The organism is Candidatus Xiphinematobacter sp. Idaho Grape, from assembly GCF_001318295.1.
GTDB lineage: Bacteria > Verrucomicrobiota > Verrucomicrobiia > Chthoniobacterales > Xiphinematobacteraceae > Xiphinematobacter.
This window is the reverse complement of sequence record NZ_CP012665.1, coordinates 74,932-101,573: the sequence shown is the minus strand read 5'-3', so window position 1 is coordinate 101,573 and position 26,642 is coordinate 74,932. Positions and strand designations below refer to the sequence as shown.

21 protein-coding genes are annotated in these 26,642 nt (G+C 47.6%); 10 read left to right on the top strand and 11 right to left on the bottom strand.

The window, feature by feature from the left end:
* Nucleotides 1–381: 381 nt before the first annotated feature.
* The 4 genes from AMD24_RS00445 (at nucleotide 382) to AMD24_RS00430 (ending at nucleotide 6,684) form a co-directional block, all read left to right on the top strand.
* Entirely contained in the window at nucleotides 382–2,037 is a 1,656-nt protein-coding gene (locus AMD24_RS00445) for a putative manganese-dependent inorganic diphosphatase (RefSeq protein ID WP_062100185.1), read from the top strand.
* A gap of 306 nt (nucleotides 2,038–2,343) precedes the next feature.
* Entirely contained in the window at nucleotides 2,344–4,644 is a 2,301-nt protein-coding gene (locus AMD24_RS00440; protein WP_235503204.1) for a mechanosensitive ion channel family protein, read from the top strand.
* A 50-nt stretch (nucleotides 4,645–4,694) separates the two neighbouring features.
* Nucleotides 4,695–5,312 (top strand): superoxide dismutase, encoded by a 618-nt coding sequence (locus tag AMD24_RS00435; protein ID WP_062100183.1) that lies wholly within the window; start codon nucleotides 4,695–4,697, stop codon nucleotides 5,310–5,312.
* Between the two features lie 136 nt (nucleotides 5,313–5,448).
* Nucleotides 5,449–6,684 (top strand): LL-diaminopimelate aminotransferase, encoded by a 1,236-nt coding sequence (locus AMD24_RS00430; protein ID WP_062100182.1) that lies wholly within the window; start codon nucleotides 5,449–5,451, stop codon nucleotides 6,682–6,684.
* Nucleotides 6,685–6,818: 134 nt separating this feature from the next.
* On the opposite strand, the gene AMD24_RS00425 is transcribed toward AMD24_RS00430, so the two are convergent.
* The 9 genes from AMD24_RS00425 to AMD24_RS00385 all read right to left on the bottom strand — a co-directional run bounded on the left by AMD24_RS00425 (nucleotide 6,819) and on the right by AMD24_RS00385 (nucleotide 16,171).
* Entirely contained in the window at nucleotides 6,819–7,961 is a 1,143-nt protein-coding gene (locus AMD24_RS00425; RefSeq protein ID WP_062100181.1) for a diflavin oxidoreductase, read from the bottom strand.
* Nucleotides 7,962–7,963: 2 nt separating this feature from the next.
* Nucleotides 7,964–8,845 (bottom strand): NAD-dependent epimerase/dehydratase family protein, encoded by an 882-nt coding sequence (locus AMD24_RS00420; protein ID WP_062100180.1) that lies wholly within the window; start codon nucleotides 8,843–8,845, stop codon nucleotides 7,964–7,966.
* Nucleotides 8,846–8,863: 18 nt separating this feature from the next.
* Nucleotides 8,864–9,088: a 30S ribosomal protein S21 gene (gene rpsU, locus AMD24_RS00415; protein ID WP_235503192.1), complete on the bottom strand. Its 225-nt coding sequence runs from the start codon at nucleotides 9,086–9,088 to the stop codon at nucleotides 8,864–8,866.
* Nucleotides 9,089–9,178: 90 nt separating this feature from the next.
* The gene (gene secD / locus AMD24_RS00410; protein ID WP_082382974.1) at nucleotides 9,179–11,485 is read right to left on the bottom strand and encodes a protein translocase subunit SecD; all 2,307 of its coding nucleotides are present in this window, start codon (nucleotides 11,483–11,485) and stop codon (nucleotides 9,179–9,181) included.
* Between the two features lie 54 nt (nucleotides 11,486–11,539).
* The gene (yajC, locus tag AMD24_RS00405) at nucleotides 11,540–11,815 is read right to left on the bottom strand and encodes a preprotein translocase subunit YajC (protein ID WP_235503191.1); all 276 of its coding nucleotides are present in this window, start codon (nucleotides 11,813–11,815) and stop codon (nucleotides 11,540–11,542) included.
* Nucleotides 11,816–12,328: 513 nt separating this feature from the next.
* The gene (gene efp, locus AMD24_RS00400; RefSeq protein WP_062100825.1) at nucleotides 12,329–12,889 is read right to left on the bottom strand and encodes an elongation factor P; all 561 of its coding nucleotides are present in this window, start codon (nucleotides 12,887–12,889) and stop codon (nucleotides 12,329–12,331) included.
* 96 nt (nucleotides 12,890–12,985) lie between these two features.
* Nucleotides 12,986–13,957, bottom strand: coding sequence for a KpsF/GutQ family sugar-phosphate isomerase (locus AMD24_RS00395; protein ID WP_062100177.1), 972 nt, complete (start codon nucleotides 13,955–13,957; stop codon nucleotides 12,986–12,988).
* Between the two features lie 139 nt (nucleotides 13,958–14,096).
* A complete protein-coding gene (lpxA, locus tag AMD24_RS00390; RefSeq protein ID WP_062100176.1) occupies nucleotides 14,097–14,870 on the bottom strand; it encodes an acyl-ACP--UDP-N-acetylglucosamine O-acyltransferase in 774 nt (257 codons plus the stop codon).
* The gene (locus AMD24_RS00385; RefSeq protein WP_062100175.1) at nucleotides 14,867–16,171 is read right to left on the bottom strand and encodes a bifunctional UDP-3-O-[3-hydroxymyristoyl] N-acetylglucosamine deacetylase/3-hydroxyacyl-ACP dehydratase; all 1,305 of its coding nucleotides are present in this window, start codon (nucleotides 16,169–16,171) and stop codon (nucleotides 14,867–14,869) included. The genes lpxA and AMD24_RS00385 overlap by 4 nt, the downstream gene beginning before the upstream one ends.
* A gap of 760 nt (nucleotides 16,172–16,931) precedes the next feature.
* Here AMD24_RS00385 and hisF point away from each other — a divergent pair.
* Entirely contained in the window at nucleotides 16,932–17,711 is a 780-nt protein-coding gene (gene hisF, locus AMD24_RS00380; RefSeq protein ID WP_062100174.1) for an imidazole glycerol phosphate synthase subunit HisF, read from the top strand.
* 25 nt (nucleotides 17,712–17,736) lie between these two features.
* Here hisF and AMD24_RS00375 read toward each other — a convergent pair whose 3' ends face one another.
* Nucleotides 17,737–18,723, bottom strand: a complete 987-nt coding sequence (locus AMD24_RS00375) for a malate dehydrogenase (protein WP_062100824.1) — start codon at nucleotides 18,721–18,723, stop codon at nucleotides 17,737–17,739.
* Between the two features lie 598 nt (nucleotides 18,724–19,321).
* Here AMD24_RS00375 and AMD24_RS00370 point away from each other — a divergent pair.
* The 5 genes from AMD24_RS00370 (at nucleotide 19,322) to AMD24_RS00350 (ending at nucleotide 25,668) form a co-directional block, all read left to right on the top strand.
* Nucleotides 19,322–19,786: a bifunctional nuclease family protein gene (locus tag AMD24_RS00370; RefSeq protein ID WP_062100173.1), complete on the top strand. Its 465-nt coding sequence runs from the start codon at nucleotides 19,322–19,324 to the stop codon at nucleotides 19,784–19,786.
* A gap of 927 nt (nucleotides 19,787–20,713) precedes the next feature.
* The gene (gene ilvE, locus AMD24_RS00365; protein WP_062100172.1) at nucleotides 20,714–21,583 is read left to right on the top strand and encodes a branched-chain-amino-acid transaminase; all 870 of its coding nucleotides are present in this window, start codon (nucleotides 20,714–20,716) and stop codon (nucleotides 21,581–21,583) included.
* Between the two features lie 4 nt (nucleotides 21,584–21,587).
* Nucleotides 21,588–22,076, top strand: a complete 489-nt coding sequence (locus tag AMD24_RS00360) for a UvrB/UvrC motif-containing protein (protein ID WP_062100171.1) — start codon at nucleotides 21,588–21,590, stop codon at nucleotides 22,074–22,076.
* Between the two features lies 1 nt (nucleotide 22,077).
* On the top strand, nucleotides 22,078–23,172 hold the full coding sequence (locus AMD24_RS00355; RefSeq protein ID WP_062100170.1) for a protein arginine kinase: 1,095 nt from the start codon (nucleotides 22,078–22,080) through the stop codon (nucleotides 23,170–23,172).
* Nucleotides 23,173–23,184: 12 nt separating this feature from the next.
* Complete coding sequence (locus tag AMD24_RS00350) at nucleotides 23,185–25,668, top strand: ATP-dependent Clp protease ATP-binding subunit (RefSeq protein WP_062100169.1); 2,484 nt, start codon at nucleotides 23,185–23,187, stop codon at nucleotides 25,666–25,668.
* Here the strand turns inward: AMD24_RS00350 and trxB are convergent.
* Nucleotides 25,665–26,582: a thioredoxin-disulfide reductase gene (gene trxB, locus AMD24_RS00345; protein WP_062100168.1), complete on the bottom strand. Its 918-nt coding sequence runs from the start codon at nucleotides 26,580–26,582 to the stop codon at nucleotides 25,665–25,667. The two genes, AMD24_RS00350 and trxB, sit on opposite strands and share 4 nt — an antisense overlap.
* Nucleotides 26,583–26,642 lie beyond the last annotated feature (60 nt).

Genomic DNA, 26,642 nt, shown 5'->3' with positions numbered 1-26,642 from the left:
ATCAGACAAAGCCGACTAGCTGTAGGAAACAGTCTTTTTACATTGGCCCAAGAGCTAAATGTCGCAAAAAAAATTCGAAGGTCAGTGCGCATCCACTTAAATCTCTTCCTTGGGCTAGCCAGTATAACTGGCTTCCTTCTCGCTCGGTTTCTTGGGAGAAGGAAGAAAAACCTCTACTCTCAAGAGAGGGGTGACCATTCGCTGGCACCACTGAAGTCCTTCACCTTGTGGGGAGTTCTGTTGACAACCTTTAGGTTTCTGGTTCCTTTAGTTAAGCCAACAGTTCTGGCATATGTCGGTAAAAAAGTTCGCGAAGTAGTGCGTTCAGCAGGTTCATAGCTAGGAGGGGCGCACAGACAATGGGGGGTTTAGTTATTCACAATGAGAACCTTCATTGTCGGACATAGGAATCCAGATGTGGATGCTATTTGCTCGGCCTTAGCGTACGCGGCGTTCAAACGTGCCCATGGAGAAACTGGGATCACAGCGGCGCGCTGTGGAAACACCAACCAGAGGATAGACTACGTTCTAAGAAGGTTTGGCTTCTCTGCTCCCCTTTTTCTAAGTGATGTCTCTCCCCGTGTCGAAGATGTTATGGAGAGAGCAGTAGTGACAGCACAACTGGATGAACCTATCCTACACGCACTCTCTCGGATGGTGGCACGCCATGTGCGTAGTTTACCAGTGGTAGATAAAACTGGTTGCTATGTCGGTATGCTTTCCACTCCCAAACTCACTGATTACTTACTCCTCAATGGTGATAGGAAAACAGTCCATGCAGGCTGTACTGTATATGCTAGCCTTGCTGATATTCGTGAGAGCCTTAATGCCAAGAATGTTGGATCGTCTCCCCCCTCCAAGCCAGAGACCTATTCGCTTTTGGTGGGAGCAGGGGCGGAAAATTCTTTCTCCGCTACGCTTCAATCTGCCGATCTCAAAAGTACTATTGTCATTGTAGGGGACCGTCCTCCTGTTCTGGAAATGGCAGCTGAACTGGGGATCGGAGCTATTCTCCTTGTGGAAGGTGCCGTCCCTACAAAAAAATTAGTGGGGATTTGTAAGAAAAATGCAACTGTCCTCCTTCTAACCCAGTTGGATACTTCCAGTGCCATTATCCACATGCGCTGTGCTGTTCGTGCTCGACAAATGCTCCATAAGAATTCCCAGTTTCTCCGTGCTAACCTTTCTTTAGAAGAAGCACGTAGATCTCTGGCATTTTCCCCTCAATTTATCTTTCCTGTGCTTGAACAGGGAGGGGGGACAGTGCTAGGGGTCTTCTCCAAGAGCGATTTTCTGAAGCCTGTCCCCAGGCAGTTAATTTTAGTAGATCACAATGAGCTAAGTCAGGCAGTTACAGGAGCTAGTGAGGTGCCGATCATAGAAATTCTGGATCACCATCGCTTGGGATCCATCAATACCGAGACACCCATCCTCTTTATCAATCGCCCTGTGGGCTCTACTTGCACTGTCGTGGCCAGCTGCTACCAGATGGCAGGACTATCGATCCCAAAAAACGTAGCGGGAATCTTGATGGCAGGTATCGTTTCTGATACGCTCAACCTTACCTCGCCCACTGCTACCACCGAGGACCGCGAAATCTTAGGTAATCTCGCGAAGGCTACAGGAATAAATCCTTCCCAACTTGCAGATGACATCTTTTCTACGGGATCGCCTCTGCTGACTACAAGCGCGCAGCAGGCCATTGTCGCAGACTGTAAGGAGTATTGTGAGCAAGGCTACACTTTTACAGTTTCTCAAATTGAAGAATTAAACTTTTCTCATTTACCCGGAAAACAGGAAAGTCTAGCGAATGCGCTGGAAGCTTACCGCCTTAAGCATGGCTACCTCTTCTCCGCCCTCCTCGTTACGGATATTAATACACAAAACTCTCTTCTCGTCTTGCGTGGTCGAGAAGATTACCTACACCAAATTGACTATCCGATGAATAGTCCCTTCATTTGGCAATTAGATGGAATTGTTTCTAGAAAGAAACAGCTGTTGCCCTACTTGAGCGGGTTGTTTAACAAGATTGCTTAGCTAAAAGTTGAAAGGAAAAAAGTTCATCCTCGTTCCCAATTTCTGCTCGCTCGGTCTTATCTTCGGCAACGCCGTCCACATGCCTGTAAAGGAGCGAGTATTTGCATTACGGAACTCTCATCACCATGTCCTTCTTTCATGGGCACGAATTACATTTCGTTACAGCTTCTCTGATAGGTTACAAATTGATCCAACCCTCTCCGAGAGAGGACTGTTTAACTTGACCTACGTGTCAAAAGGATCTCTTCGGCCTCTCACATAAATTTCCCTGTGGTCTTTCCAGAAAAAATTTTAGGAAATGTGTCTATGTTACGACTACTCCTTCTCGCCTCCCTGTATGTGTTTCCTGTACCTGCATCAGCACTTCCAGAATTCCCAGGCCTTTCTGGTTCTCTCCCATCTGCTGCTTCGACATCATCCGAAAAAACTCTCACCGAACAATTGCAGGACGCCAAACGGGAAATCGATGAAGCCCAATCTACGTTGACACGCATGCAGGGTGAAGAGACGGCTAGTGCTCTCTCCGACGCAAGTCTTCCCTCAACGTTACAACTAGATCTTGTTACTGCCGCTGGAAATGTTTTGCGAAACGCACAGCGTTACTTGGAAAACCTGGAGACGCTTCATCATACTCAAAAGAATGCTGAAGCACGTCAATTTTTGGTAAAGCTAGGTACAGAACCTGGGTCTTCTAGCACAGACGTTGAGTTAATTCGAGAGCGCTTTTATGCTACTCAGCAAGCCCTAGAGGCAGCTCAAGGTGAAATGCAATTCTTGTTAGATAGAACTCAACAATCTGTGGGTCACTTGTCTAAGTTGGACCAAACGATCCGGCAATTTGGCCCTCATCCCAGTAGAAACAACAATTGGAGGCGGGAACTAGTTAAATTGCAAAAAAGGGGGGTAGAGCTATTAGTTTTGGCTGATCTTGCCAGGAAAAACACTCTGACTTTGCGAATAGGTGCACTCAAGCAAGAGGCAACCGCCGATAAAAAGTTGATTCAAGCAAATATTACTGCCATCCGTCCCCAGCAAGGGAAAGAAGCTCTAAATCAGTTAGAAAAGGAGCGTGCAGATATCAACCACTACATTCAGGAAGCGCATAAACGCGACCAATCTTCACAAGCTGCTTTGAACAAAGCGCGAGAAAACTATCTCAGAATCCGATCAGATCGAATTTCCGACAGCACAGAAGTTATCTCGGCCCGCCAACAATATGAGCTCGCGCAAGCAGAGATCGAAACAGTTGAGGAAATAATCGAGGATGGACGCAGCTACCTTCACATATTAGACACCGAGACGGCTTACTGGAAGTCCCTCACAAAACTGGGCGATAAGATTTCTACTGCAGATGCACAGAGGGAAGCTTCTGCTCTCAAACCAAAGTTGGAGCTAATCCAAAAATGGAAACCACATCTGGAGCAAGAAGTACGTTCCAAGCAGCTTACCATTGAAGGCATCAAAAGGCATATTGATGAGCGGAGACTAAAAGGTTCGGACCGTGAGTTTCTTACTAAAAAGCTTAAGTTGTTTCAGGAACAAAATGAGATGCAACAGCGGCTTCTCTGGAGGGTAGAAACCCTTCAGTGGAGACTTTCAGATTGGCTACGCCAACTGCAGCAAATGGCTCCACCGCTGCCATTGCCTACTGGGTTCAAGGAAATATGGGGTGCCTTGTATGCAACGGTTGCTGGTACTTTCAATTACGAGGTTTTGCATTCCAGAGAAACTAAAATGGTCGGCGGGACCCAGGTAGTCGTCGAAGAACACTCCGTTACTGTGGGACATATTATTATCGCCCTAACCCTCTTTTTAGTAGGTTACTCCCTTCTGGGAAAAGTTGCTCACTCCTCTGTAAGGGCTGCTCAAATTCGCTTTCAACTTCCTGCTGCACGCATCGCTTTGTTGGAGAAACTCGTGCTCTATCCTATGATTCTTCTCCTGGCCCTTTGCGTACTAAGCTGGGTCAGGATTCCTCTTACAGTTTTTGCCTACTTGGGCGGAGCGCTTGCTATCGGTGTAGGCTTTGGAGCCCAGAATCTTATCAATAACTTTATCAGTGGGATTATTTTACTTTTTGAACGTCAGGTAAATGTAGGTGACATTGTGGAAGTAGATGCTCATACAGGAGCAATCACAGCTCTTGGTAGTCGCTGCTCTCGCATGCGTCGCGGAGATGGGGTAGAGGTCTTAATCCCAAACAGCCTCTTGCTAGAAAAAAATGTCGTCAATTGGACGCTCACAGAGCCTAACCATCGGTTCAGTTTCACTTTTACTGTGGCCTACGGTGTTTCTGTAGAAAGAGTTATGCAGTTGGTCACTCAGGCCCTGAACGAAACTCCGTACCTTCTAAAACAGCCGCCACATTGCGTGTTTTTTGAGCAATTTGGAAGTGACGGTCTTATATTCGGCGTTTACTACTGGGTAAAATTAGGCATCGAGGTGGATCCACGACAGCCAGGAAGCGATCTTCGCCTCCGAATCGACCAACTGTTTCGGACAGAAGGGATTCAAATGCCTTTTGCTCAACGGGATATCCACCTAGATAGTACTTCTCCAGTCCGTGTGCATATCGAGAGTAGTTTACAAAATCACAATCTTACTTGATTAAAGTGGGGAGGTAGGCTACAACGGCGGCCATTCACTCATTTCGAACTATGGCATATACTGTACCACTTCTTGGATATCCATTTGAGGCTTTAGAACCGTACGTCGACGCTGCGACCATGGAGATTCACCATGATAAGCATCATGGTGCCTACGTAGCGAATCTGAATAAGGCACTGGAAGGCTTTCCTGAACTGCAGGACCGGCCCGTTGAGAAGCTTATCTCGCATCTCCTGAGCCTCCCTGAGGAGATTCGCACAGTTGTTCGAAATAACGGTGGAGGACATGCTAACCATACTTTCTTTTGGACAATCATCAGCCCGGATTCTAGCCCCGTTCCTGTGGGGGAGCTAGCATCCGCTGTCGCTAGTCAGTTTCATGGGTTCGGAGAATTTAAAACTCGATTTGAAGCGGTAGGTATCGCTCACTTTGGTAGTGGCTGGGTTTGGCTAGTAGTGAACAAATCCTGCAAGCTCGAGATCATCTCTACCTCCAACCAAGATAGTCCGATTTCTCAGGGGTTTTCCCCAATCCTTGGTCTCGACGTCTGGGAGCATGCCTACTACCTGAAATACCAGAACCGTCGTGCTGACTATGTGAAGGCTATGTGGAATGTTATGGATTGGGATCAGGCAGAGAGATATTATTTAGCAGCCAAGGTTTCTTGAGTTTTTTTAGGTACAAAAGGAGGGTGCGGCGTAGCTCTTTTGCTCGTTGGTGTCTCGTTTTGGCCTACCATTCGAGGGTTACTCTCTCCTGAGAGGCTTTCTTCCGAAAGGTGAAGTGGGGCCGTACCTTTTGCATATGGCTTTCCTGAACTCCAATTACTTGAAACTCAAAGGAGGGTATCTCTTCCCCGAGATTAGCCGTCGCGTAAGGGAGTTTTGTGATTCCTGTCCGGACGTTTGTCTTATCCGGTGTGGAATTGGAGATGTTACCGAATCTCTGCCACTTGCTGCTTGTGCTGCATTTCATAGGGCAGTAGATGAATTAGGGAGTGGGAAAGCCTTCCGTGGATATGGGCCGGAACAGGGTTATCGATTCCTCCGCCATGCCATTGTGGAGAATGACTATCGCAGCCGTGGCATACGTTTAGATGAGGACGAGATTTTCATCTCAGATGGCTCTAAATGTGATTGTGCCAACATTCTTGATATTTTTGGGGATCAAAACCGTATTGCAATAGCGGATCCTGTTTATCCTGTTTACGTAGATACCAACGTCATGGCTGGTCATACTGGAGCAGTAGATGCCTTGGGAATGCGTTACGAAGGTCTCGTCTATTTACCCTGCACTGAGGCAAATGGGTTTATTCCAGATATTCCTACTAAGCCAGTAGATCTCATCTATCTTTGCTGCCCCAACAACCCAACAGGCGCTGCGGCCACCTACCAGCAGCTTGCTATATGGGTAGAATACGCAGTTCGGCACCGCGCTATTATTTTTTTTGATGCAGCTTACGAGGCTTTCATTACTGACTCTACACTCCCCCATTCAATCTATGAGATTCCGGGTGCGAAGAAGTGTGCTGTAGAATTCCGTAGCTTTTCTAAGAATGGCGGGTTTACGGGGGTACGATGTGCATTTACTGTCCTTCCTAAGGAATTGGAGGCAGATACAGGAACAGGCGAATGCAAAGCGCTACATCCTCTTTGGAATCGGCGTTTTAGCACGAAATTCAACGGTGTAGGATATGCCGTTCAGCGGGCTGCTGAGGCTTTGTACTCCTCTGCAGGTAAGGTTCAAGTCCACGAATTGGTGAGTCATTATATGGGTAACGCGCGTATACTCCGAGAGGCATTGCATAGCTCTCAACTGGCCGTTTTTGGTGGTGTTAATGCTCCCTATATTTGGGTACGCGGTCCGCATGGGGTTTCCTCCTGGCAGGCATTCGATCATATTCTTAAGGAGGCAAACATTGTGGTTACTCCCGGTAGTGGCTTTGGGAAACATGGCGAAGGATATTTCCGAGTTTCTGCTTTCGGCAGTCGCCTGAATGCTCTAGAGGCTGCTCAACGTTTCAAAAGCCTAAAATGGTAAGAGCGTACGAACCCTGCCATCCTGGAGTTGAGACCCTGGAAGCCCAAAGGCATCTTCTCCGCTACGGGTATCCTTTCCTACTCCCATGACTCCTATCTCATTGCAAAGCTTCTGCGGAGAACGAGGGATAGATTTCAATAGACATCGCATCGGTAACGCCTTTCACTTTTCAGTTTTTTGACGTATTCTCCCGACTGGTCGCTAGTTTTATTCCCAACCTTTTCTACAATTGCATGTAAGGTGTTTTCGACCTCTTTCGCCATATGTGCAGCATCCCCGCAGACGTACAAATAAGCACCAGATTCTAGCCAATGGTAAAACTCTTTGGCTTTTTCTAGCATGCGGTGTTGAACATAGGTTTTAAGCTCTTGATCCCTGGAAAAAACAGCATCCAGGCGATGGAGCATTCCCTCTGTACAGTAAGCTTCTAGTTCATTCCGGTAAAAAAAATCCGAAGCGTACCTTCTCCCCCCAAAGAATAGCCAATTTTTTCCCCTAGCTCCAATAGCCCTACGTTCCTGTAAAAACGCCCGGAAGGGCGCAATGCCAGTCCCTGGTCCCACCATGATTATGGGAACATCTGGATCCTTCGGCAGACGAAAATGCCTGGCTGAGTGTATAAACAAAGGAGTTACTGCGGCACGCTCAGCAAGAAAAGTAGAACATACCCCACGGCGCAGGCGGTCATAGCTCATGTAACGGACTACAGCTACAGTAAGATGAATAGAACATGGATAGACCTTCTGAGAAGAGGCAATTGAATAGAGGCGTGGCTGCATTTTTCTCAAAAGCCCGACAAATTCTTCTGGCGTAAAGCGGATAGATCTAAATTTCTCCAGAAAATCCAGTATGTCTTTCCCGAAGAGATATTGGCCCAACTTTTTCATCGCACTGGGGTCTAGCAAGTCTTTAAGAAAAGCAGCTGAGGGATCTCTTTTAGCAATTGCCGATAAAAGCTGTTTAGAGGGTCTGGTAAGGGCGCACCCACCGAGCAGTGCCTGCTGCAATGAGACCACACTCCCACCGGACGTCTGGACGGACTCTGTACCAGAGAATTGAAGTACTCTTAAAATTCTTTCTACCAACTGTGGATCATTCGTCGGAAGAATTCCGACTGAATCCCCAACCTCATACTGTAAACCCTCCTCTTCAAGAGAAATCTCAAAATGGCGTGCTTCCTTCCCAAAACTTTTATCGGTCAATCTTCTATTGACAGTCAAGTGTCCAAAGGAGGAGTTCCCCTTAGAAAGGGGAGATATTGTAGCGGCCTTTCTCAATACTAAAGCACTTCCTTCCCAGGTCTACCACCTCTCTTTGGGGCTTCAACGAGTGTGGGGGCGATACTAGAAATAGCTTCTCGATACGACACCCAGTGTGGAGCCCATTGCCTGTCGCGTAGTTTCTGATTGCTAACACGCTTGTTGGTACATCCCCGCTTACGTTCTGGATTTGTTTGACCTTGCCGAGGCAATGGCATTTGAAAAAAGTTTGCCAGCCACTGATATATCTCACACTGCATAGCTGGCCTGTTGTCACAGACATTGTAAATACCTGCTGGAGCGTATAGGAGATACACTAAAGCCCGCGCTGCATCCTCCCGGTGAATTTGGTTTATCCAACGCTGCCCATCGCCTTCCAATCGAGCCTCCCCTGTAAGAAATTTCTTCATGAGCACACTACGTGTTGGGCCGTAGATCCCAGCTAGTCGCGCAACGGTTCCACCAGATCCCAGTATCACGCTTTCTGCCTCCAGCAGAATCTTACCCGCCGAGTGCTTAGGTTCTGTGAGGCTTTGCTCATCCACAAGCTCCCCACTCTCCTGGGCATAAAGAGAAGTACTGCTGGTAAAAAGGACTTTTTTGGGGTGAAGAATTCTAGAAATATTGTAGCTTCCTCGGAGGTATAGCGCCCGATAGGATTCCGCATTCCCTCCTCGAGAGCTAGCACAGAAAAAAACTGCATCCAATTGCAAATCAGAGAGTGACTGGAGGCTTGTACTCTGTATGACATCACAAGCTTTTACTGGATAAGGTTTACGAGCAAGCCGCTCAGTTGCTTGCTCGGTTCTACAGGTTGCGTAAACATCCCAACCACTCCGAAAAAGCAAATCGGCTATGACCTCCCCAACGAACCCACATCCAATGACCAAAGCTCTAGGCATACAGTCAACCCAACAATTTCAATGCATATGGAAGCGGAGCTTCATCTTACTCCGCTTGGCATTGTTTTTGGCCTTCCGCCTAGCTTTTTGGGTTGGAGTTTCGAAGGCACGCAGACGCCGCACTTCATCTAATATCCCATCCGCATCGATCTTGCCCTTCAAGCGCTTCAGCGCCCGATCGATGGGTTCTCCTTTACGAACAACTACTTCAGCCACAATTTCACCTACTTTCTTTTTTTGCAACAGGAGGCGCCACCTTAGTGGAAGCCCTCTGAAACGTCAATGATTCCTTCTAAAGGAAGGCGGAGTGAAGCTCTATTCCCATGGCAACCTTTACTTATAGCTGGCCCCAAAAATTTTCCTTTTGCGGCGTGCATACCAAACGGCGACTGGTGATGCCACAAACACTGAGGAATAGGTCCCTACAAACACACCAACTAGGATTGTAAAAGCGAAGTCTCGAAGAATTTCTCCTCCAATAAAATAAAGGGCTGCCACAGAAAGTAAAGTGGTACCACCAGTTAAAACAGTCCTCCCAAGGGTTTCGTTAATACTTTGATTTACCAATGCCTCGACGACTCTTAGGGATTTACTACCACTCCATTTCTCTCGGATGCGATCAAAGACCACTATTGTGTCATTGACGGAGTACCCAGCAACAATTAGGACGGCTCCCACCAGGATAAGAGAGAAAACGCCGCCTGTAAAAGCGAAGAGACCGATCGTAATGAGAACATCATGCACTACTGCAACAACTGCTCCTAGAGCAAATGCAAATTCAAAGCGCATGGCAACGTAGCAGAGAATGGCTGCTATGCTCAGTCCTAGAGCAAAGGTCGACTTTTTGGCGAATTCCCTCCCAACCCGAGCGCCAACAGTGTCCTGTTGTACCACCTGTAGCCCTCGGTTTGAAAATGTGTCAGAGAGAGCGGCGATAATTGCTTTGGAAGAACCTTTGGGGCCTTGGATGACGAGTTTTTCAGGACCAATACCATGTGCGAGTTGAACGGAAATAGTTTCTCCAAAACCTAGCTGTTCCAATTCACGATGCACTTCTTTTATAGAAAAAGGTTGCCGGCACTGCATGACGAGGAGATCTCCCCCAAGGAAGTCAATACCAAAGTTCCCCCTCCCTCGCAGGGTAAGGAATACCACGGTACCGATCAGGAGCAACAGCGAAATTCCAACAGCTAGTTTCTGCTTCCCCAGAAAGTCAAATTGCCATTTAGGAATCCAGTCCAGTAGGTGTAGTTTCCGGAGGTATCCTTTGGTGACAACCCAATGGAGAAGGGTACGGGTAACGATCAGTGATGAAAAGAGCGATGTTATAATTCCTAGCGTAAGTGTTATCGCAAATCCTCGCACCGTCCCAGTTGCTTGCCAAAAGAGGATGATTGCTGCCAAAAGTGTCGTAGCGTTGGCGTCTAAAATGGCGCTGAATGCCTTCTCATACGCCCCGTGGAGCGCAGCATCCAGTGCCTTTCTAGTTCTTAGCTCTTCCCGAAGACGCTCATAGATAAGCACGCTAGCATCCACAGACATACCAATTGTTAAGATGACGCCAGCAATTCCGGGTAGCGTAAAAACAAAGCGAAACATGGCCATCATACCCAGAAGGAGAAGCATATTTACAGCTAACCCAAAGAGAGCAATCAGGCCAGCTAAACGGTAATATATTCCCGTGAACACCATTACCAGTGTTACTCCCATTGACCCAGCAATTAGTCCCTGATGCACCGAATCTCGTCCCAAAGTGGCCGATACACTGCGAATTTCCTCAATTTCTACGGGTATACGGAGTGGATTCTGTAAGATATTTGCTAAATATCTTGCCTGTTGCTCCGTAAAATTACCGGTGATCTGAGCTGCTCCACCGTAATGGCGTGCCTTCAGAATAGGAGTGGATTGGATCTGTCCATCTAAGAGTATTGCAAGAGGTTGCCCCAAGTGAGTTTCTGCCAATCCATCGAAAAGCTTAGCTCCCTCGCTATCTAAGCGAAGACTTACTCCATACCCCTGTTGATCGAAGAAAATATGAGCAGAAGCAACGTGGTTTCCCGTAACTTCAGGACGCTTTCTGACAAGGTGTCTAACTGTGTGGACGTTCCCCTCAGAGTTTCTAAATTGTTCCGTCTTAACGATGTAGCCTGGTGGAATTATTCCCTGGCCGGACTCAATTAGCAGGATGAGACGCTGACTTTCAGGGTGAATAGATGCGAACTCTAGCTTCGCCATCCGCTGCAGTTGGGTCTTCGTTTCCTCTATCTGCTGTGGAGTTTCTATTCCCGGAACCTGAACAAGGATGCAATTCTCTCCCTGTGGGGCAATAATAGGCTCGTTTACCCCAAGCAAGTCGATGCGTTGACGGACAACTTCCACCGCCTGCCACAACATCTCCCGTGTAATTTTTTCGCCAGGTTGACAGACTAGTTTGATTAGGAACGAACTACCTCCCTGCAAATCCAGACCCAATGGAATTTTTCCTGACGGAGGCCATACTTGCTGTAGGCAAAAAGATATTAAAAGACCGCTGAGGATTAGACCAAGAATAGGCCTGCGGCCTGAAAAATCCTCTATACAGTACCATCCAAGCAGAGCTACAACAATCAACCAAAAAGCAAATAGGAGGATAGGTGACACAGGATCTTGTCAGGTTCCACAGTTATTGGCTCTCAACCGGGAATTACCCCCCTCTTAACTAGGTTGGTCTGGGGGTTGTGCCTGTGCAACCTCTATGATGCTCGACTTCTCAAACTCAATTTTTACATTGTCTGACACCTTCAGGATAACTGTCTTGTCTTTCACGTTGGAAATAAGGCCATGTATACCTGAGTTGGTAATAACCTTATTTCCTGATTTAAGACCCCGTAGTAGGCGCTGATGCTCTCTGTGTTTCTTTTGCTGTGGGCGTACCATTAGAAGATAGAAGATAACAACGACAAAAAGAAAGAGGACGAGTTGGTTAAGCATTGCCGGCCCAGTAGTTGCTTGAGAAGCTACACTGGCTGCTTGGGCTAAAGTGCAAAAAGGTATCATATAAGTTTGATAAGATCAGACGCGGTTGTTTGAAGGATGTTGCCGTACAGGGTGTGTTTGCGTTGACTAAATGGAGGGGTTTTCTGGCATGGATTGTTTGTAAGACACCTAGGCTTGCTAAGGAGCAAAAGCTTTAGGCGGCTTTATAAGATCTCTAGATCTAGGTGTGAACCAAATAGGAGTTCAACTACTTGCGAATGGAGGAGTGTGTCTCGCAGAGCAACCGTAGTGATTGGAACCATTTGCTCAGATGCTTTCCTTCCCAATTGTATTGGGATAGACTCGGTTACGAGCAACGTGGCGGCGATAATGTGAAATTCTATAAAGCAGAACCCCCCATTTCTATTAGGCGATCACACACTGTCCTCCTATCTCTCGTCTGCGCCTTTATACCATTGAGATTCTACAGGAGCTTTCATTCTTTTAATCTCCGGATTTCTAATTTTCCTAATCAGCTCGGCCTAGATAGGCACCCGTACGGGTATCTATTTTTACTGCTTGCCCCTCCTTAATAAAGAGGGGTACATGGACTACTTTTCCAGTCTCCAAAGTTGCGGGCTTCAGCACATTATTAGTCGAATCCCCACGGACTCCCTCTGGGGATTCTATGACTTTCAGATTAACCGAAGAAGGTAATTCGATTTGAACCGGACTTCCCTCTATTTTTAAGACAGTCACTAAAAGGTTTTCTGTAAGGTACTCTTTGATAGAAACCACTAGATCTTCCTGTAGACTAACTGTCTCGTAAGTTTTTGGTTCCAAAAAATGATATCCATGATAATCGGTATAGCTAAACTCAAGGATTTGGCGCGTTATCTCTACAAGCTCTACTTTTTCGGTAGAAGAGAACCTTACCTCGGCCGACTTTCCAGTGCTGATATAGCGAATTAGTGCCTGAACAAAAGCTCTTAGATTACCTGGAGTTCGGTGTTGCACCTCCAATATAATGGCCGGGTGTTTGTTGTAACGAATAGCCATTCCCTTACGTAGATCATTCGCGAGAGCCATAGTGTGTGAGATCAATAGGTCCGGTCCTTACAGTCAAATGGAGAAACTCCCTCACTCCCAAGAGATGTTCCGCATTGGGTATTTCAGTTACAACACCTAGGCTAACTTTAAGCGCGTTAGGTCTTGCGAGTCAATTAATCCAATTGGCCGGTTGGAAGCATCCACAACTACTAGATCATCAATCCGATGTTTCTGTAGAACATGGAGAACCTCAGCGGCAGGTTCGTTATCAGCAATCGTTACAGGATGCCGCGTAACAAACTTATGGACCATTTGACTCCCAATATCAGGAGAACTAGGAAAATGTCTGGCAAAATCACCTTGGGTAAAAATTCCGGCAAGATGGCCAGAGGAATCCACAACTGTGACGCAACCACATCGCTTACATGTCATCTTTTGAACGGCCTCCAAGACGGTAGCTGAAGGTAAGACAAGAGCCATTTCTTCACGAGTGCGCATGATGTCTCTTACCGTTAACAAAAGAGAACGCCCCAAGCGGCCACCGGGATGAAACTTGGCAAAGTCTTCTGCGCTGAAGCAGTTTGTTTCCAGAAGTACCATTGCTAGCGCATCTCCAACTACCAGCATTGCTGTTGTACTAGAGGTAGGAGAAAGATTGAGCGGGCATGCTTCCTGCGAAACGGCTACGTCCAATACGATATCACTAGCCCTAGCTAGGCTAGAATTGGTACTACCAGTCATTGCAATCAGATTGACATCAAAGTGCATGATGGCTCGGAGAATACTAACTATCTCTTCCGTTTCGCCGCTGTAACTCAAGAAAAGAACCACATCCCCGTTGGCGATAATGCCGAGGTCACCATGCAGCGCATTCAGAGAACTTAAAACAACAGCCATACTGCCCGTACTGGTAAGGGTGGCTGCAATTTTTTTTCCAATATGACCTGATTTCCCCACACCAACTACAACGATCTTCCCTTTTTTTTGGAGTGTATCCTTAATCAAATTTACTGCACCTAAAAAATTGGCGCCCAAGCGTTGCCCGATGCGATGTACTTCTTCTATCTCGATAGAGATAACATGCCTGGCCCGTTCCAAGTAATCCATGCCGGATTCTTATAATCCGAATTAAGAGGGATTCAACACCGTTTTCTCCTGATTTCTCCTCTTTTGCTGTAAGAATGAAGCCCACTTAAGTGTTGACTACTACGTAATCGAGTTACATCAAAAGGGGAAAACACGCACACTATCGTATGATACCTCGATTGCTAGAGGTAACAAAAGAGATAAGAGCATTGATATTCCTATTAGGTTCCATCTCCTGTCGGATCCTTTCTAGGGCCTGTTGCACATTAAGGTTAGAACGGTAGAGAAGGCGATAAGCTTCCTTTAATGTTAGAAGCTCACCTTCTCCGAATCCAAAGCGCTTTAACCCTATAACATTAACTCCGTGGATTTCTGCTGGGTTTCCATCGGCAATCATGAAGGGGGGAACGTCTTGTACGATTTTAGAACACCCTCCTACGATAGCATGTTGACCAATGCGACAAAATTGGTGTGCCGCAGTTAGGCCGCCGATAATCGCGTAGTCCCCCACACAAACATGTCCAGCGAGTGTGGCGCTGTTTGAAAAAACAATATGATTGCCAACTTTGCAGTTATGGGCCACATGGCTATACGCCAGGAAGTTGCTGTAGTTTCCAATTACAGTCTTCGATTTTGGAGTGGTACCTCGGTTAACAGTAACGCCCTCCCGGAAGGTGTTGCGCTCCCCGATTTCTAGAAGGGTGGGTTCGCCCTCATATTTAAGATCTTGCGTGCGCTGACCGATAGAACAGAAAGGATAGAAGGTATTTCGTGCTCCTATTGCACAGGGACCATGAAGAACCACGTGACTGTAAAGTAAGCAGCTTTTTCCAAGAAAAACCTTAGGACCTACATTGCAATAAGGGCCAATACAGCATCCCTCGTCCAGAACTGCCGTAGGGTCCACGATGGCAGTATGGTGGATTTTTGTCATGATGCAACGAGGCCGAATAACAAACTGGCTTCGGAAACCACTGTATTGTTGACAAAGCATTTACAATACGCTCTTCCCAAGCGTTTGGTAGCATGCACCATCTTCGCATGGATGAATAGGGTATCTCCTGGCATTACTGGTTTGCGAAATTTGACATCATCAGCGCTCATGAAGTACCCAATTTTTCCTGAATTTTCCGTTTTTCTCATCATAAGAATGCTCGCCACCTGAGCCATGGCTTCCAACTGAAGAACGCCCGGCATGACTGGATGTCCTGGAAAGTGCCCCTGAAAATATGGTTCGTTGATGGTAACGGATTTAACTCCTACAGCTGTCATGTCATCTCTAAGCTCTACAACACGATCAACCATTAAGAAGGGGTATCGGTGAGGCAGCGTTCTCATCACCTCGTTAACGTCCAGCACTGGCGATCTGGAAATAACTGGAATTGTGGCTGTGGCTAGCAGTTGCACGTGTCGTTTCACAAGTAGTTTAGCTAGCTCTGTGTTAGGTCCATGTCCCGGACGAACGGCAATCACATGACCACAAAGTCGACGTCCCAGCAAGGCAAGATCACCAACAATATCCAGAATCTTATGTCGCACAAACTCATCTGGAAAACGAAGCGGCTCTTTACTAAGGATAGAATCCCCACGGGCCACTATCGCGTTTTCCAAACTTCCCCCCTTTATCAATCCATTTTGCATCAGCGCTCTCACGTCTTCGTAGAAGACGAACGTGCGTGCGGGGGCGATTTCTTTCTCATATGTTTCTGGGGTAATAATGGAAGATAGAAACTGAGTGAACCGTCCCCCAGGGCCTACCTGTGTGCAAGAAATCCGAAACTTACTATCAGGCACAACAGTTAACAAAGAACCCTCTCGGCTCTCCACATGGATGGGCTCTGGAACTTCAAACTGAGAAAGCACTGCTTCTTGTTCAAGAATGCCTGCTTTACGGATGAGTTGTACAAAGGGTTGAGCGCTACCATCCCCAATAGGGGGTTCATTTGCATCCATTTCTACAAGTGCATTGTCAACTCCCATACCGGCGAGTGCAGAGAGAATATGCTCAACAGTATGCACTTGGACACTTCCCTTAACGATAGTAGTAGCGCGCTCGACAGTTTTCACGTTTTCAGCCTTTGCTTCTACGATAGGTTGATCAGGTAGATCCTTGCGTCGAAACCTTACTCCGTGGCCTGGGTTGGCAGGATAGACAGTGAGGCGGACATTTTCTCCAGTGTGGAGGGAGATACCAGTTAGGGTAGCTGATTGTGCAAGCGTCCGTTGTTTTTCCACGCTTTAAGAGAGTGCATTCGATGCAGGAACAGCTTTCCTAGCAGGAAAGGAGAAGTGGGTCCATGTCCAAGCTAGAGGAAGCCCAGATTTTGTTTTGTCGATCGCTTGTCTTAAAAAGCACGAGGACCACCAATGATGGGCGTTTTACCCGGATTCTGCGCAAGTAAGCTGGTAGTGGTGGGTATCATAATGCAAACTAGGGAAAGGCAAGTTCGATTAGCATAGGAAGTGCTTGTCTGATGCCACGGGGTCTTCCGCATTTGATATGGAATTGAGAGAAAGGAGTAAGGGCCATGGTCTCGCCGGACCCAAGTAGTCCCTTGAGAGAAGCTCTTAGGGGTGGGCTTGGGGCGAGTTGTAGCTAAGGGTTTTAGCTCCAGGCGCAAGTCAGATAGGCTGCATTAGCAGGAAACACCCCCTAAAATGAAATAGGGAAAGATCAGCAGAAAGGTAAGGATCACAGGCGCTGGATTTAACTCATTGGAGCCAAGTGGGTTCTACTAGATTACTGCACGTAATACCTCTGCTGCTTGTGGCGTTTACGATGCTGGTAAAATCAGCCCCTAATTGTGGGGTAGAGCTGCACTGAGTAAATTATCGACCAGTTTCAGTACTAACCCATTAAGCTCCCGCCTTGGGCTTTTTATTGTTTTTTATTGTTTTATAATTTATTCCTTTATCGCGACGGCTGTGGGTGTTTCGCTTGCTGCGCACGGTGGTTCGATATATGGGAATAGGAGTCTTGCTTTCCTGAAAGAGTATGCTCGCAAAGCGCATTATTCCTTGCCTTGACGTTAGTGATGGCCGCGTAGTTAAGGGGACGCGTTTTTCAGCACTGAAAGATGTCGGCCATCCTGTCGAGTGTGCCAAGGCGTATGATACGCAGGGGGCAGACGAGTTGGCTTTCTTAGATGTTAACGCTTCTCTCGACGGACGGCGGGCCCTCATTTCTCTGATAGAGGAGGTGGCTGAGGTGTGTTTTGTCCCCCTTACAGTAGGAGGTGGGATTCGCAGCATAGAAGATGTGCGGGCTGTGCTCTCGGCAGGAGCTGATAAGGTAAGTATTAACACCTCAGCCGTTCAGACTCCCTATTTGATCAGGGAGGGTGCGGAGAACTTTGGTTCGCAGTGTATGATGGTGGCAATTGATGCCCGGCATGAGCCGGGATTCGGTTGGCGCGTTTATACCCACGGGGGGAGTAAGCCAACTCCATTGGAGGCTGTCGCGTGGGCCCATCGTGTGGAGGACTTGGGGGCGGGTGAGATTCTCCTGACCAGTATGGACACAGATGGAACTTGCAGCGGCTATGATTGCAAGCTTACCAAGGCAGTGAGCCAATCCATTGGGATTCCAGTAATCGCCAGCGGCGGTGCCGGAGATTTGGTCCACCTAGCCCAAGTCCTGACAGAGGGCAGCGCTGACGCCGTCCTAGCAGCCAGCATCTTCCACTTTGGAAGGTATACTCTCCAGGCTGTAAAGGAGTTCCTTCTCCTCAAGGGAATTGCAGTGCGTCACCACGTGCAAAACCACCCGCTGTGATCGTGAGCCGCAGGGCTCTACAAGCCTAATTTTTCAGTAGTTCCCTAATCACTGAACGTTCCTCCCTGAGCTCACTTATGCTAGCCGCTATCTTTGATTGGCCAAACGGATCTGTTTGGAGTCCCTGCACGATTTCTACACAGCCCTCCCTAGAGAGGACGGGGAAGGAAGCAACAAGGCCCCTCTCTATACCGTAACTTCCATCTGAACATAAAGACACGCTATGCCAGTCTCCGGTACTCGTTGGCTCGGCGATACTGCGAATAGTCTCTACAATTGCATGTGCAGCAGATTGTGCAGAAGAAAGCCCCGTAGCATGAATGATGGCACTACCTCTCTGTTGAACGCTTTGAATAAAACCACCCCTTAGCCACCCCACATCCGAAATGACTTCACAAACCAAACGACCTCCAATGCGAGCGTTTAGAAAGTCTGGGTACAATGTGCTGGAATGATTGCCCCAGATAGCAACATTAGTAACCTCTCGACAATGTCGACCAGTTTTTTCTGCAAGTTGAACCTTAGCACGGTTTTCATCGAGCCGACTCATTGCAAACCATCGATTGTCAGGAACATCCCGTGCATTATTCATAGCGATTAGGCAATTCGTATTACATGGGTTACCAACCACTAGCACTCGAACGTCTGATGCAGCATTCCTTTGAATAGCACGCCCCTGATCCACAAAGATCCTCCCGTTGATACTCAATAGATCCTTGCGTTCCATGCCAGCCCTTCTTGGCACACTTCCAACGAGTAGCGCCCAATTGACACCTCGGAATCCTTCTTCTAAATCAGTAGTGGTTATGGCATTTTCCAGCAGAGGGAAAGCACAATCGAGAAGCTCCATAAGAACGCCATCCAGTGACTTGAGAACAGACGGCACTTCGATAAGCTGCAAAACAACGGGCTGATCAGGGCCAAAAAGATCCCCGGAAACGATCCTAGGGAGTAAGGAATAACCGATACGTCCGGCAGCACCAGTGACAGCAATGTGGATAGGAGTCTTCAAGATAAACCCAGGTAATTCACGCACAGCCAGCCAGCACCTCCGCAGCGGCAGCTTGCGAGCCACTTGCTCAAACAAAACCTGCCCTCAGGGTGCTAAACATTCTATATTTTGTCAACAAAGAATCAGGCAAATTTTTATAGCCATTCGTTAGCGCTAGGCTCCCTGGATGGAGGGTTTACCTCACCGAGTCATACCTACTACCTGTTGTCTGCCCTCTCCAGGTTGAGATGTACACAAGGATAAATGAGAAGGACCAATGTTACCATGTGAGATTGTCACAGATTCTGCATGGTATTTTACTTACGTTTTTGGCAAAAAGTCTCTGGGGAATGGAGACTTACGCAGGCACGTAGATGGAGCCAGAATATGTGTCAGTTCTGCGGCTTTGGCGGAAGAACAAATCTGGCTTCTACTGGATTGTTACGGTTATGCTGCGGGCGATGGAAGAAGGAACGCAATTCTAGCGGCCTCGCAACTCTCTGGCAGAGAAAATCGTCTGTGTTTGCTTACTAGATGTGTGCGCATGTAGGCGACATTGGCGCGGAAAACCCATGGGAGGTTGTACTAACTTGACTCTGCTGGTAGATATCTTGGTTATATGAGCAAGCCAGTGAAGGAAGTGAAGGTGCGTGGGGTGATTCCTGCTGATAGTAGCTGTGCGGTTTTCCTTGGCAACGAGGAAAAGACTTTTGTGATCTATGTAGACATTGGAGTAGGAAGTGCAATTAGTATGTTTCTCAGTAGAATTCAGAAAGACAGGCCGCATACACATGATCTTGTCGGGCTTATGCTAACCGCTTTTAGTGCTCGCGTAGATCGGGTAATCATCAACCAACTAAAAGGAACTACCTACTATGGACGCTTGATTATTGCTGCAGAAAATGAGCTACTTCAGCAGAAGATCATTGAGCTGGACGCACGTCCCAGCGATTGTATCGCGATGGCTGCGCAGCAATGCGCACCAATTTATGTCAGTCAAGAGGTTTGGGATGAGGTAGAAGATATGTCCGATGTTCTCCGTGGCATAGAGGAGGAACGTCGGCGGGAAGGAGATCAGGGATAAGCAAGTATCATAGCTTCACTTGCATGCGTTCCCAGTTGAAGTATGGGCTTATATAAAACTTACCCGCTTGGCTTGTGACTTGTCGACTAAAGGGGGGATGGGGCCCCTCCCTAAGGCCGTCGGCTTGCCAAAAGACGTGAGCAGCCATCGCCTTCTCAATGGGGTGACGGAAGGGGGCTAGCTTATTCGAGAAGAAGTAGTGACCCCCTTCTTTACTTGCACCCCTGCTAGGATAGGACGTCTTCTGCCATGAATTCAGATTCGTGAAAGCAGTCGGTTTCTTGTATCCGTTCAGCCAAAGAAAATTCGACGGCAGAGCCTAGCTCCTATATTTACCGTAGGCCTGGAAGGTCAAGCTAAGACCTCCTCCAATAGCTATCAAGATACACAGGATCTATAAAGAGAGCTCTAACTAGAGCAGGAACATCTTTCTCTAGTGCTTTTGCATGGATTAAAAATGCAAAAGAATAGAAGGAATTGCCTTAACTTCAAGAGGTTATACAAGGCAGTGTGCTAAAAAGGATAAGAGGAAGCTGCAGGCAGAATATAGCCAGAAGCATTCCTCTGTTCTACGGCACATGCGGGAAAAGCAGAAAGAAAGCCATAACTTTGCCCTCGGCCAGTGCACAGGACGTTCACGGACATATTGACCAACAAGAGAACCACTCTTTTTACCTGAACTTGGTAAGAAGCCCAAAGGGGATAAGGTCGCTAAACCCAAGTGAAAAAGAGGCTACAAAGGTTCATAGCATGTCCGACCGACAAAAGAGGTTACCTTTCTATCCAAGAAAGAATTGCTCTACCCTAAGGTATCTACAGGAATCCACACCTTATCAGGAGAGTTTCGTCCCGTAGTGGGAATGAGGTTTTCCTGTCCGAAAGAGGACAAAGCACCAAACAAGACTAAATGCAACGACTGAACATATTATGAAGATCCATGTTGACGGTACCCTCTATGAGGAAGAAGACGCGAAAATCTCCGTGTTTGACCATGGCTTACTCTACGGAGATGGAGTTTTTGAAGGAATCCGATTCTATGACGGTAGAATATTCCAGTTGGAGGCTCACATAGATCGCCTTTTTAACTCTGCCCACTCTATCTGCCTAAGACCTCCATTAACTAAGTCGGGGATGAAACAAGCACTGTTAGAGACTGTTCGAGCTAATCAACTGCAAAGTGGATACGTCCGATTGCTTCTGACTAGGGGAGTCGGCAACTTGGGACTTAACCCAGAACACTGCCGTCTCCCCGCAGTGATCATCATTGTTGATTACATCAGACTATATCCCGCGGAAATTTACAAGAGGGGGCTGAAGGTCGTGACCTGCACGACTCGTAGGACCACCCCAACTGCGCTTAGCCCTATGGTTAAGTCTCTCAATTACCTTAATAATATTTTGGCCAAGATAGAGGCTTCTCAGGCTGGGGCTGAGGAGGGTCTTATGCTAAACGAGTGGGGATACGTCGCAGAGTGTACGGCTGACAACATTTTCATCGTGAGAAATGAAGGGGTAGTTACCCCACCGGTAACTGCTGGGGCGTTGGCAGGAATTACCCGTTCTGTCATTTTCGATCTGGCATTAGATCTTGGAATTTCCCTAAAGGAGGCTGATATTACCCGTCATGAGGTCTTTGTGGCAGATGAGTGCTTTTTAACTGGTACTGCTGCGGAAGTCATTCCAGTGGCGATGTTAGACGGTCGGCGGATAGGAGTGGAAGTGCCTGGTCCCATAACGCAGCGTTTAACTAGTGAATTCCACCAGTTGACACGAAGGGTGGGTACTGTGATTTATTGATCATATGCGATGTGACGTTTGCCAAAGCAAGGAAGCAACAGTTTTTCTGACTCAAATCGTTGAGGGAAAGATGCAGAAGGTCAATCTCTGTGAAGCTTGTTCAAAGAACAAGGGGGTAAGTGATCCTGTGGGTTTTGAGTTGGCAGAACTTTTGGTGGGGCTAGGAACAGCTCCGAGTGTAGACGTGCAGCCTCCTGTGCCAAAGTGTGCTATCTGCGGATTTACGCAAACAGAATTTAAGAAAACTGGACGCTTAGGTTGTAGTAATTGCTATGATGCCTTTTCGAGGCTACTTTTAGGTATGTTGAAAAACATGCATAAGGGAGTTCGACACAACGGTAAGGTACCTGTTCTGTACCACAAGCTTCGCTCCTATCAAGAGCGTCTGAAAGCGTTAAACGATACACTGCAACAGGCTGTAGAGGCTGAGGAGTATGAAAAAGCAGCAGCAATTCGGGATAAGATTCATCAGCTAGAGTCGGAGTGTACATGAGATGAAGTTCTCTAACATCATTGCCAATACAGGTGAATGGCTGAAGGGGGAAGGACCTCATCGGAACATCGTCATCAGTAGCAGGGTGCGCTTGGCTAGGAACTTGCGTGGCAAGCCTTTCCCTGGTTGGGCTAAAAAATCGGAGCGCTTGGGAGTGGTGCAGACAATCAAGCCTGTTGTTGAATCTCTCCCAGAAATGCAAGATGCCTTTACGGAGAACCTGGAATCGCTTTCTTCGCTGGAAAAACAAATTTTAGTAGAACGTCATCTCATTAGTAGGGAACATGCAGCTAAGGGAGTGGGAAGTGCCATTGTGATGAACACTGCTCAAACCCTCAGTTTTATGATCAATGAAGAGGACCACTTGCGCATGCAGGCCATCTGTTCCGGTCTCCAGCTAACCAAAGTGTTCAATATGATTAACCAGGCGGACAGTAAGCTAGAAATGACGCTTGACTTTGCCTTTCACGATCAACTTGGATATCTCACGGCGTGCCCTACCAATATCGGTACCGGTATACGAGCTTCCGCTATGCTGCATCTACCTGCACTAGTGATGAACGATCTAGTGAATAAAATTATCAATTCAGTTAACAAGATCGGGTTAGCTGTCCGCGGACTCCATGGTGAAGGATCTGAGGCTGTTGGCAATCTTTTCCAGGTTTCCAACCAAACCACACTGGGTGAGTCAGAGGAAGAGATTATTGAACGACTCAATAAGGTAATTGAAACTATCCTCGAGCATGAGCATAACGCGCGACAAGTCCTTGTGGAGCAGCGTTCTGTCATATTATTGGACCAAATTGGGCGTGCCTACGGTATACTTTGCCATGCTCACTCGATTGGTTCAAAGGAAGCGCTCAATTTGCTCTCTATCATTAAACTTGGGATAGATTTGGGTTTATTTCACGATGGCAGTAGGCATCTCGTGGATGAGCTTTTCATTGAAACCCAGCCGGCGCACCTTCAAAAAGGTGTACAGAAGATGGAAGTTGAAGCTCGAGACGCATTACGCTCTTCCATTATTCGGACAAAGTTGAATTCTATGTCTCAGCCGGATGTTGCCAAAATTAACACTATGCCGGAAAAAAGGTAGGGAACCCCTATAATGAACAATTTTACACCGCGTGCACAACAAGCGTTAGCACTTGCCCGTAAAGAAGCAGATCGCTTCAACCATAACTACATTGGTACCGAACATGTGCTGCTGGGACTAATTAAATTGGGAGAGGGTGTGGCGGTTAGTGTACTCCAAAGAATGGGCTTAGATTTGGAAATGGTGCGTATGGAGGTAGAAAAGCAAGTGGGGTCCGGTCCGGAAGCTAAAATAGTAGGAAATATTCCTTATACTCCCCGTGTAAAAAAAGTTCTTGCCCTGGCTGGTAAAGAGGCAAAGAGCTTCCAGCACTCCTATGTTGGTACCGAACATGTGCTGCTAGGGTTGCTTCGCGAGGGAGAAGGAGTCGCTGCAAGGGTTTTAAAGAATCTGGAAGTAGATCTTGAACGCACCAGGAACGAGATCGTAAGGGAGTTAGATCCTAATTTCAATGTCGTAGAAGGAGAGGGAGAGCCTATGGTGGCTGAAGCGGTGGGGAGTGGCGGAGGGAAGGGAGGTGGCAGGACCCCAGCTCTACGCGCTTTTGGGAGAGACCTTACTGACTGTGCTAAAAGGGGGGAGATAGATCTGGTCGTTGGACGGAATGATGAAATTGAGCGGACAATTCAGATTCTCTGTCGTCGTACAAAGAACAATCCAGTTCTTATCGGGGAGGCCGGAGTTGGAAAAACTGCTATTGTTGAAGGACTTGCCCAGGCAATAGTTAAAGGAAACGTTCCGGAAATTTTGAGGGACAAACGAGTAGTCACTTTGGACCTCGCACTTATGGTGGCAGGAACGAAATATCGTGGCCAGTTTGAGGAGCGGATTAAGGCGGTGATAGACGAAATTCGGAGAACCAAGAACGTTATCTTATTTATTGATGAGTTGCATACTATTGTCGGAGCTGGATCTGCGGAAGGAGCAATGGATGCCTCTAACATTATCAAGCCTGCTCTAAGTCGAGGTGAGCTTCAGTGTATTGGGGCAACTACGTTTAGTGAATATCGAAAATACGTTGAAAAGGATGCTGCTCTAGAGCGCCGTTTTCAAACAGTGAAGGTGGAGGCGCCATCTGCCACACAGACTATCCAGATTCTTAAGGGTATACGTCCGAAGTATGAAGCTCACCACGGCGTTAAAATTACTGATGGGGCCTTAGAAGCGGCGGCAAGATACTCAGAGCGCTACCTTACTGGGCGCTTCCTACCAGATAAGGCCATAGATGTGATGGATGAAGCAGGTGCTCGCGCTCGTCTCACCTCAATGGCCAGGCCACCCAACGTAAAGGATATAGAAGATGAGATCGAGGTTATTCGATCAAATAAAGAGTCGGCTATTAAGTTGCAGGACTTTGAAAAGGCTGCCTCGTTGCGTGACTGCGAAAGGCAAGCCAGAGAGAAGTTAGAAGTTGCTCTTACTGAGTGGGGAGAAAGACGTAAGGAAGAGGAGGTTTGCGTCACAGAGGAAGATGTTCTCCATATTGTTTCGAAATGGACCGGGGTGCCACTAAGTCGCATGGAACAAAAGGAGGCTTCCAAACTTCTTGCAATGGAGAATGATTTGAAGAAGCAGCTTATTGGTCAAGACGAGGCAGTGGCTACTGTCTGCAGGGCCCTGCGACGTTCTCGTACGGATCTTAAGGATCCAAAGCGTCCCATCGGCTCTTTTATCTTCTTGGGCCCTACTGGAGTAGGTAAGACATTCCTTGCGCGGACACTAGCCGAGTTTATGTTCGGAGACGCGGACGCCTTAATCCAGCTTGACATGTCCGAGTATATGGAAAAGTTCACTGCTACACGCCTGATTGGTTCTCCTCCTGGCTTCATCGGCTATGAAGAAGGAGGTCAGCTTGCAGAGGCTGTACGCCACCGCCCTTATTCGGTAGTGCTCTTCGACGAGATCGAAAAAGCTCACCCGGATGTAATGCATCTCCTTCTGCAGATCCTAGAGGAGGGTAAGATTACGGACAGCCTTGGCCGTAAGGTGGATTTCCGGAACGCGATTGTCATTTTAACATCCAACGTGGGAGCAGAGCTAATCAAGAAACAGACGGCCTTAGGATTTGGGGTCTCCAAGCCCCAGGATAACTACGAATCCATGCGAGAGAAAATTCTAGAAGAAGCTAAAAAGGTTTTTAAGCCAGAATTTTTAAACCGGCTGGATGACATTATTGTCTTTCGTTCACTCACGCGCCTGGATTTGGAACGCATTGTCGATCTGGAGGTGGCGAAGGTCATAGAGCGCATCCGTGCCAAGAAAATCAATCTATGCTTGGACTCAACTGCGATTGAATTCTTAATCGAAAAGGGGTACGATCCCGCTTATGGTGCTCGTCCGATGCGACGAGCTGTTGAGCGTTTTTTAGAAAACCCTGTGGCGGAAGAGCTTTTACGTGGGACTCTGAAAGGCGGGGATCAGGTAGATGTAAGAAGGGACGGGGAGAGCCTCTCCTTTCATGCGAAAGGGGGTTCTGTGGCCGTTACTACTGACTAAGTGGCAGCTAGCCAGCGCTCCGCGTCCATGGCGGCGGAGCACCCTTGGCCTGCTGCTGTAATGGCCTGGCGATAGATAGAGTCGACTACGTCACCGGCTGCAAAGACACCAGGTAGGCTAGTTTGCGTCCCGCGCTTTAGCACAATATAGCCAGCCTTGTCGAGTTCCAGCTTACTATTAAAAGGCGCCGTGTTCGGGGTGTGGCCAATAGCGATGAAGACGCATTTAACTTTAAGCTCCCTTTGGGCCCCAGAGATGGTATTGCGAACACAAATGGCACGCATCATACCGGATGCATCCAGGAGATATCTCTGCACAGTAGAATTCCACACAGGCTGAATTTTCGGGTGTGTGAGAGTTCGTTTTGCCATGATACATGAGGCACGCAGGGTATCCCTGCGGTGGACTAGGTATATAGTAGAACAGAAACGAGTGAGGAATAGGGCTTCTTCACATGCAGAATCCCCTCCGCCGATGACAGTCACTGGTACATCTTTGTAAAAAGCCCCGTCACAGGTCGCACAGGAAGTAAGACCGTGGCCAATTAGTTGTTCCTCTTGTTCTAGACCTAGCCACCTGGCCGAGGCGCCGCTGGCAATGATTAGTGCTCGACTCTCGCGCCAAGTACCGTCGACTTTTACCCGCTGGATTCGATCAAAAGCTTCAAAATCCTCCAGTACGCCGTACTCGAATCTTGCTCCAAAACGGTCTGCCTGCGCATGCATACGTTGCGTTAAGTCTGGGCCCTCAATCCCATGAGGGAAACCAGGAAAATTTTCTACGCTAGTCGTGAGAGTTAACTGCCCACCAGGTTGGGTGCCCTCTATAACTAGAGGCGACAGGCTCGCTCTGGCGGTGTAAATAGCTGCGGTGAGACCAGCACATCCACCGCCAACAATAATAACATTTTCCATAGAAGGGAGGGGAACGTCTTTTAAGTTTTTGCATTGTTGTAGCACAACCTCCCATATAAA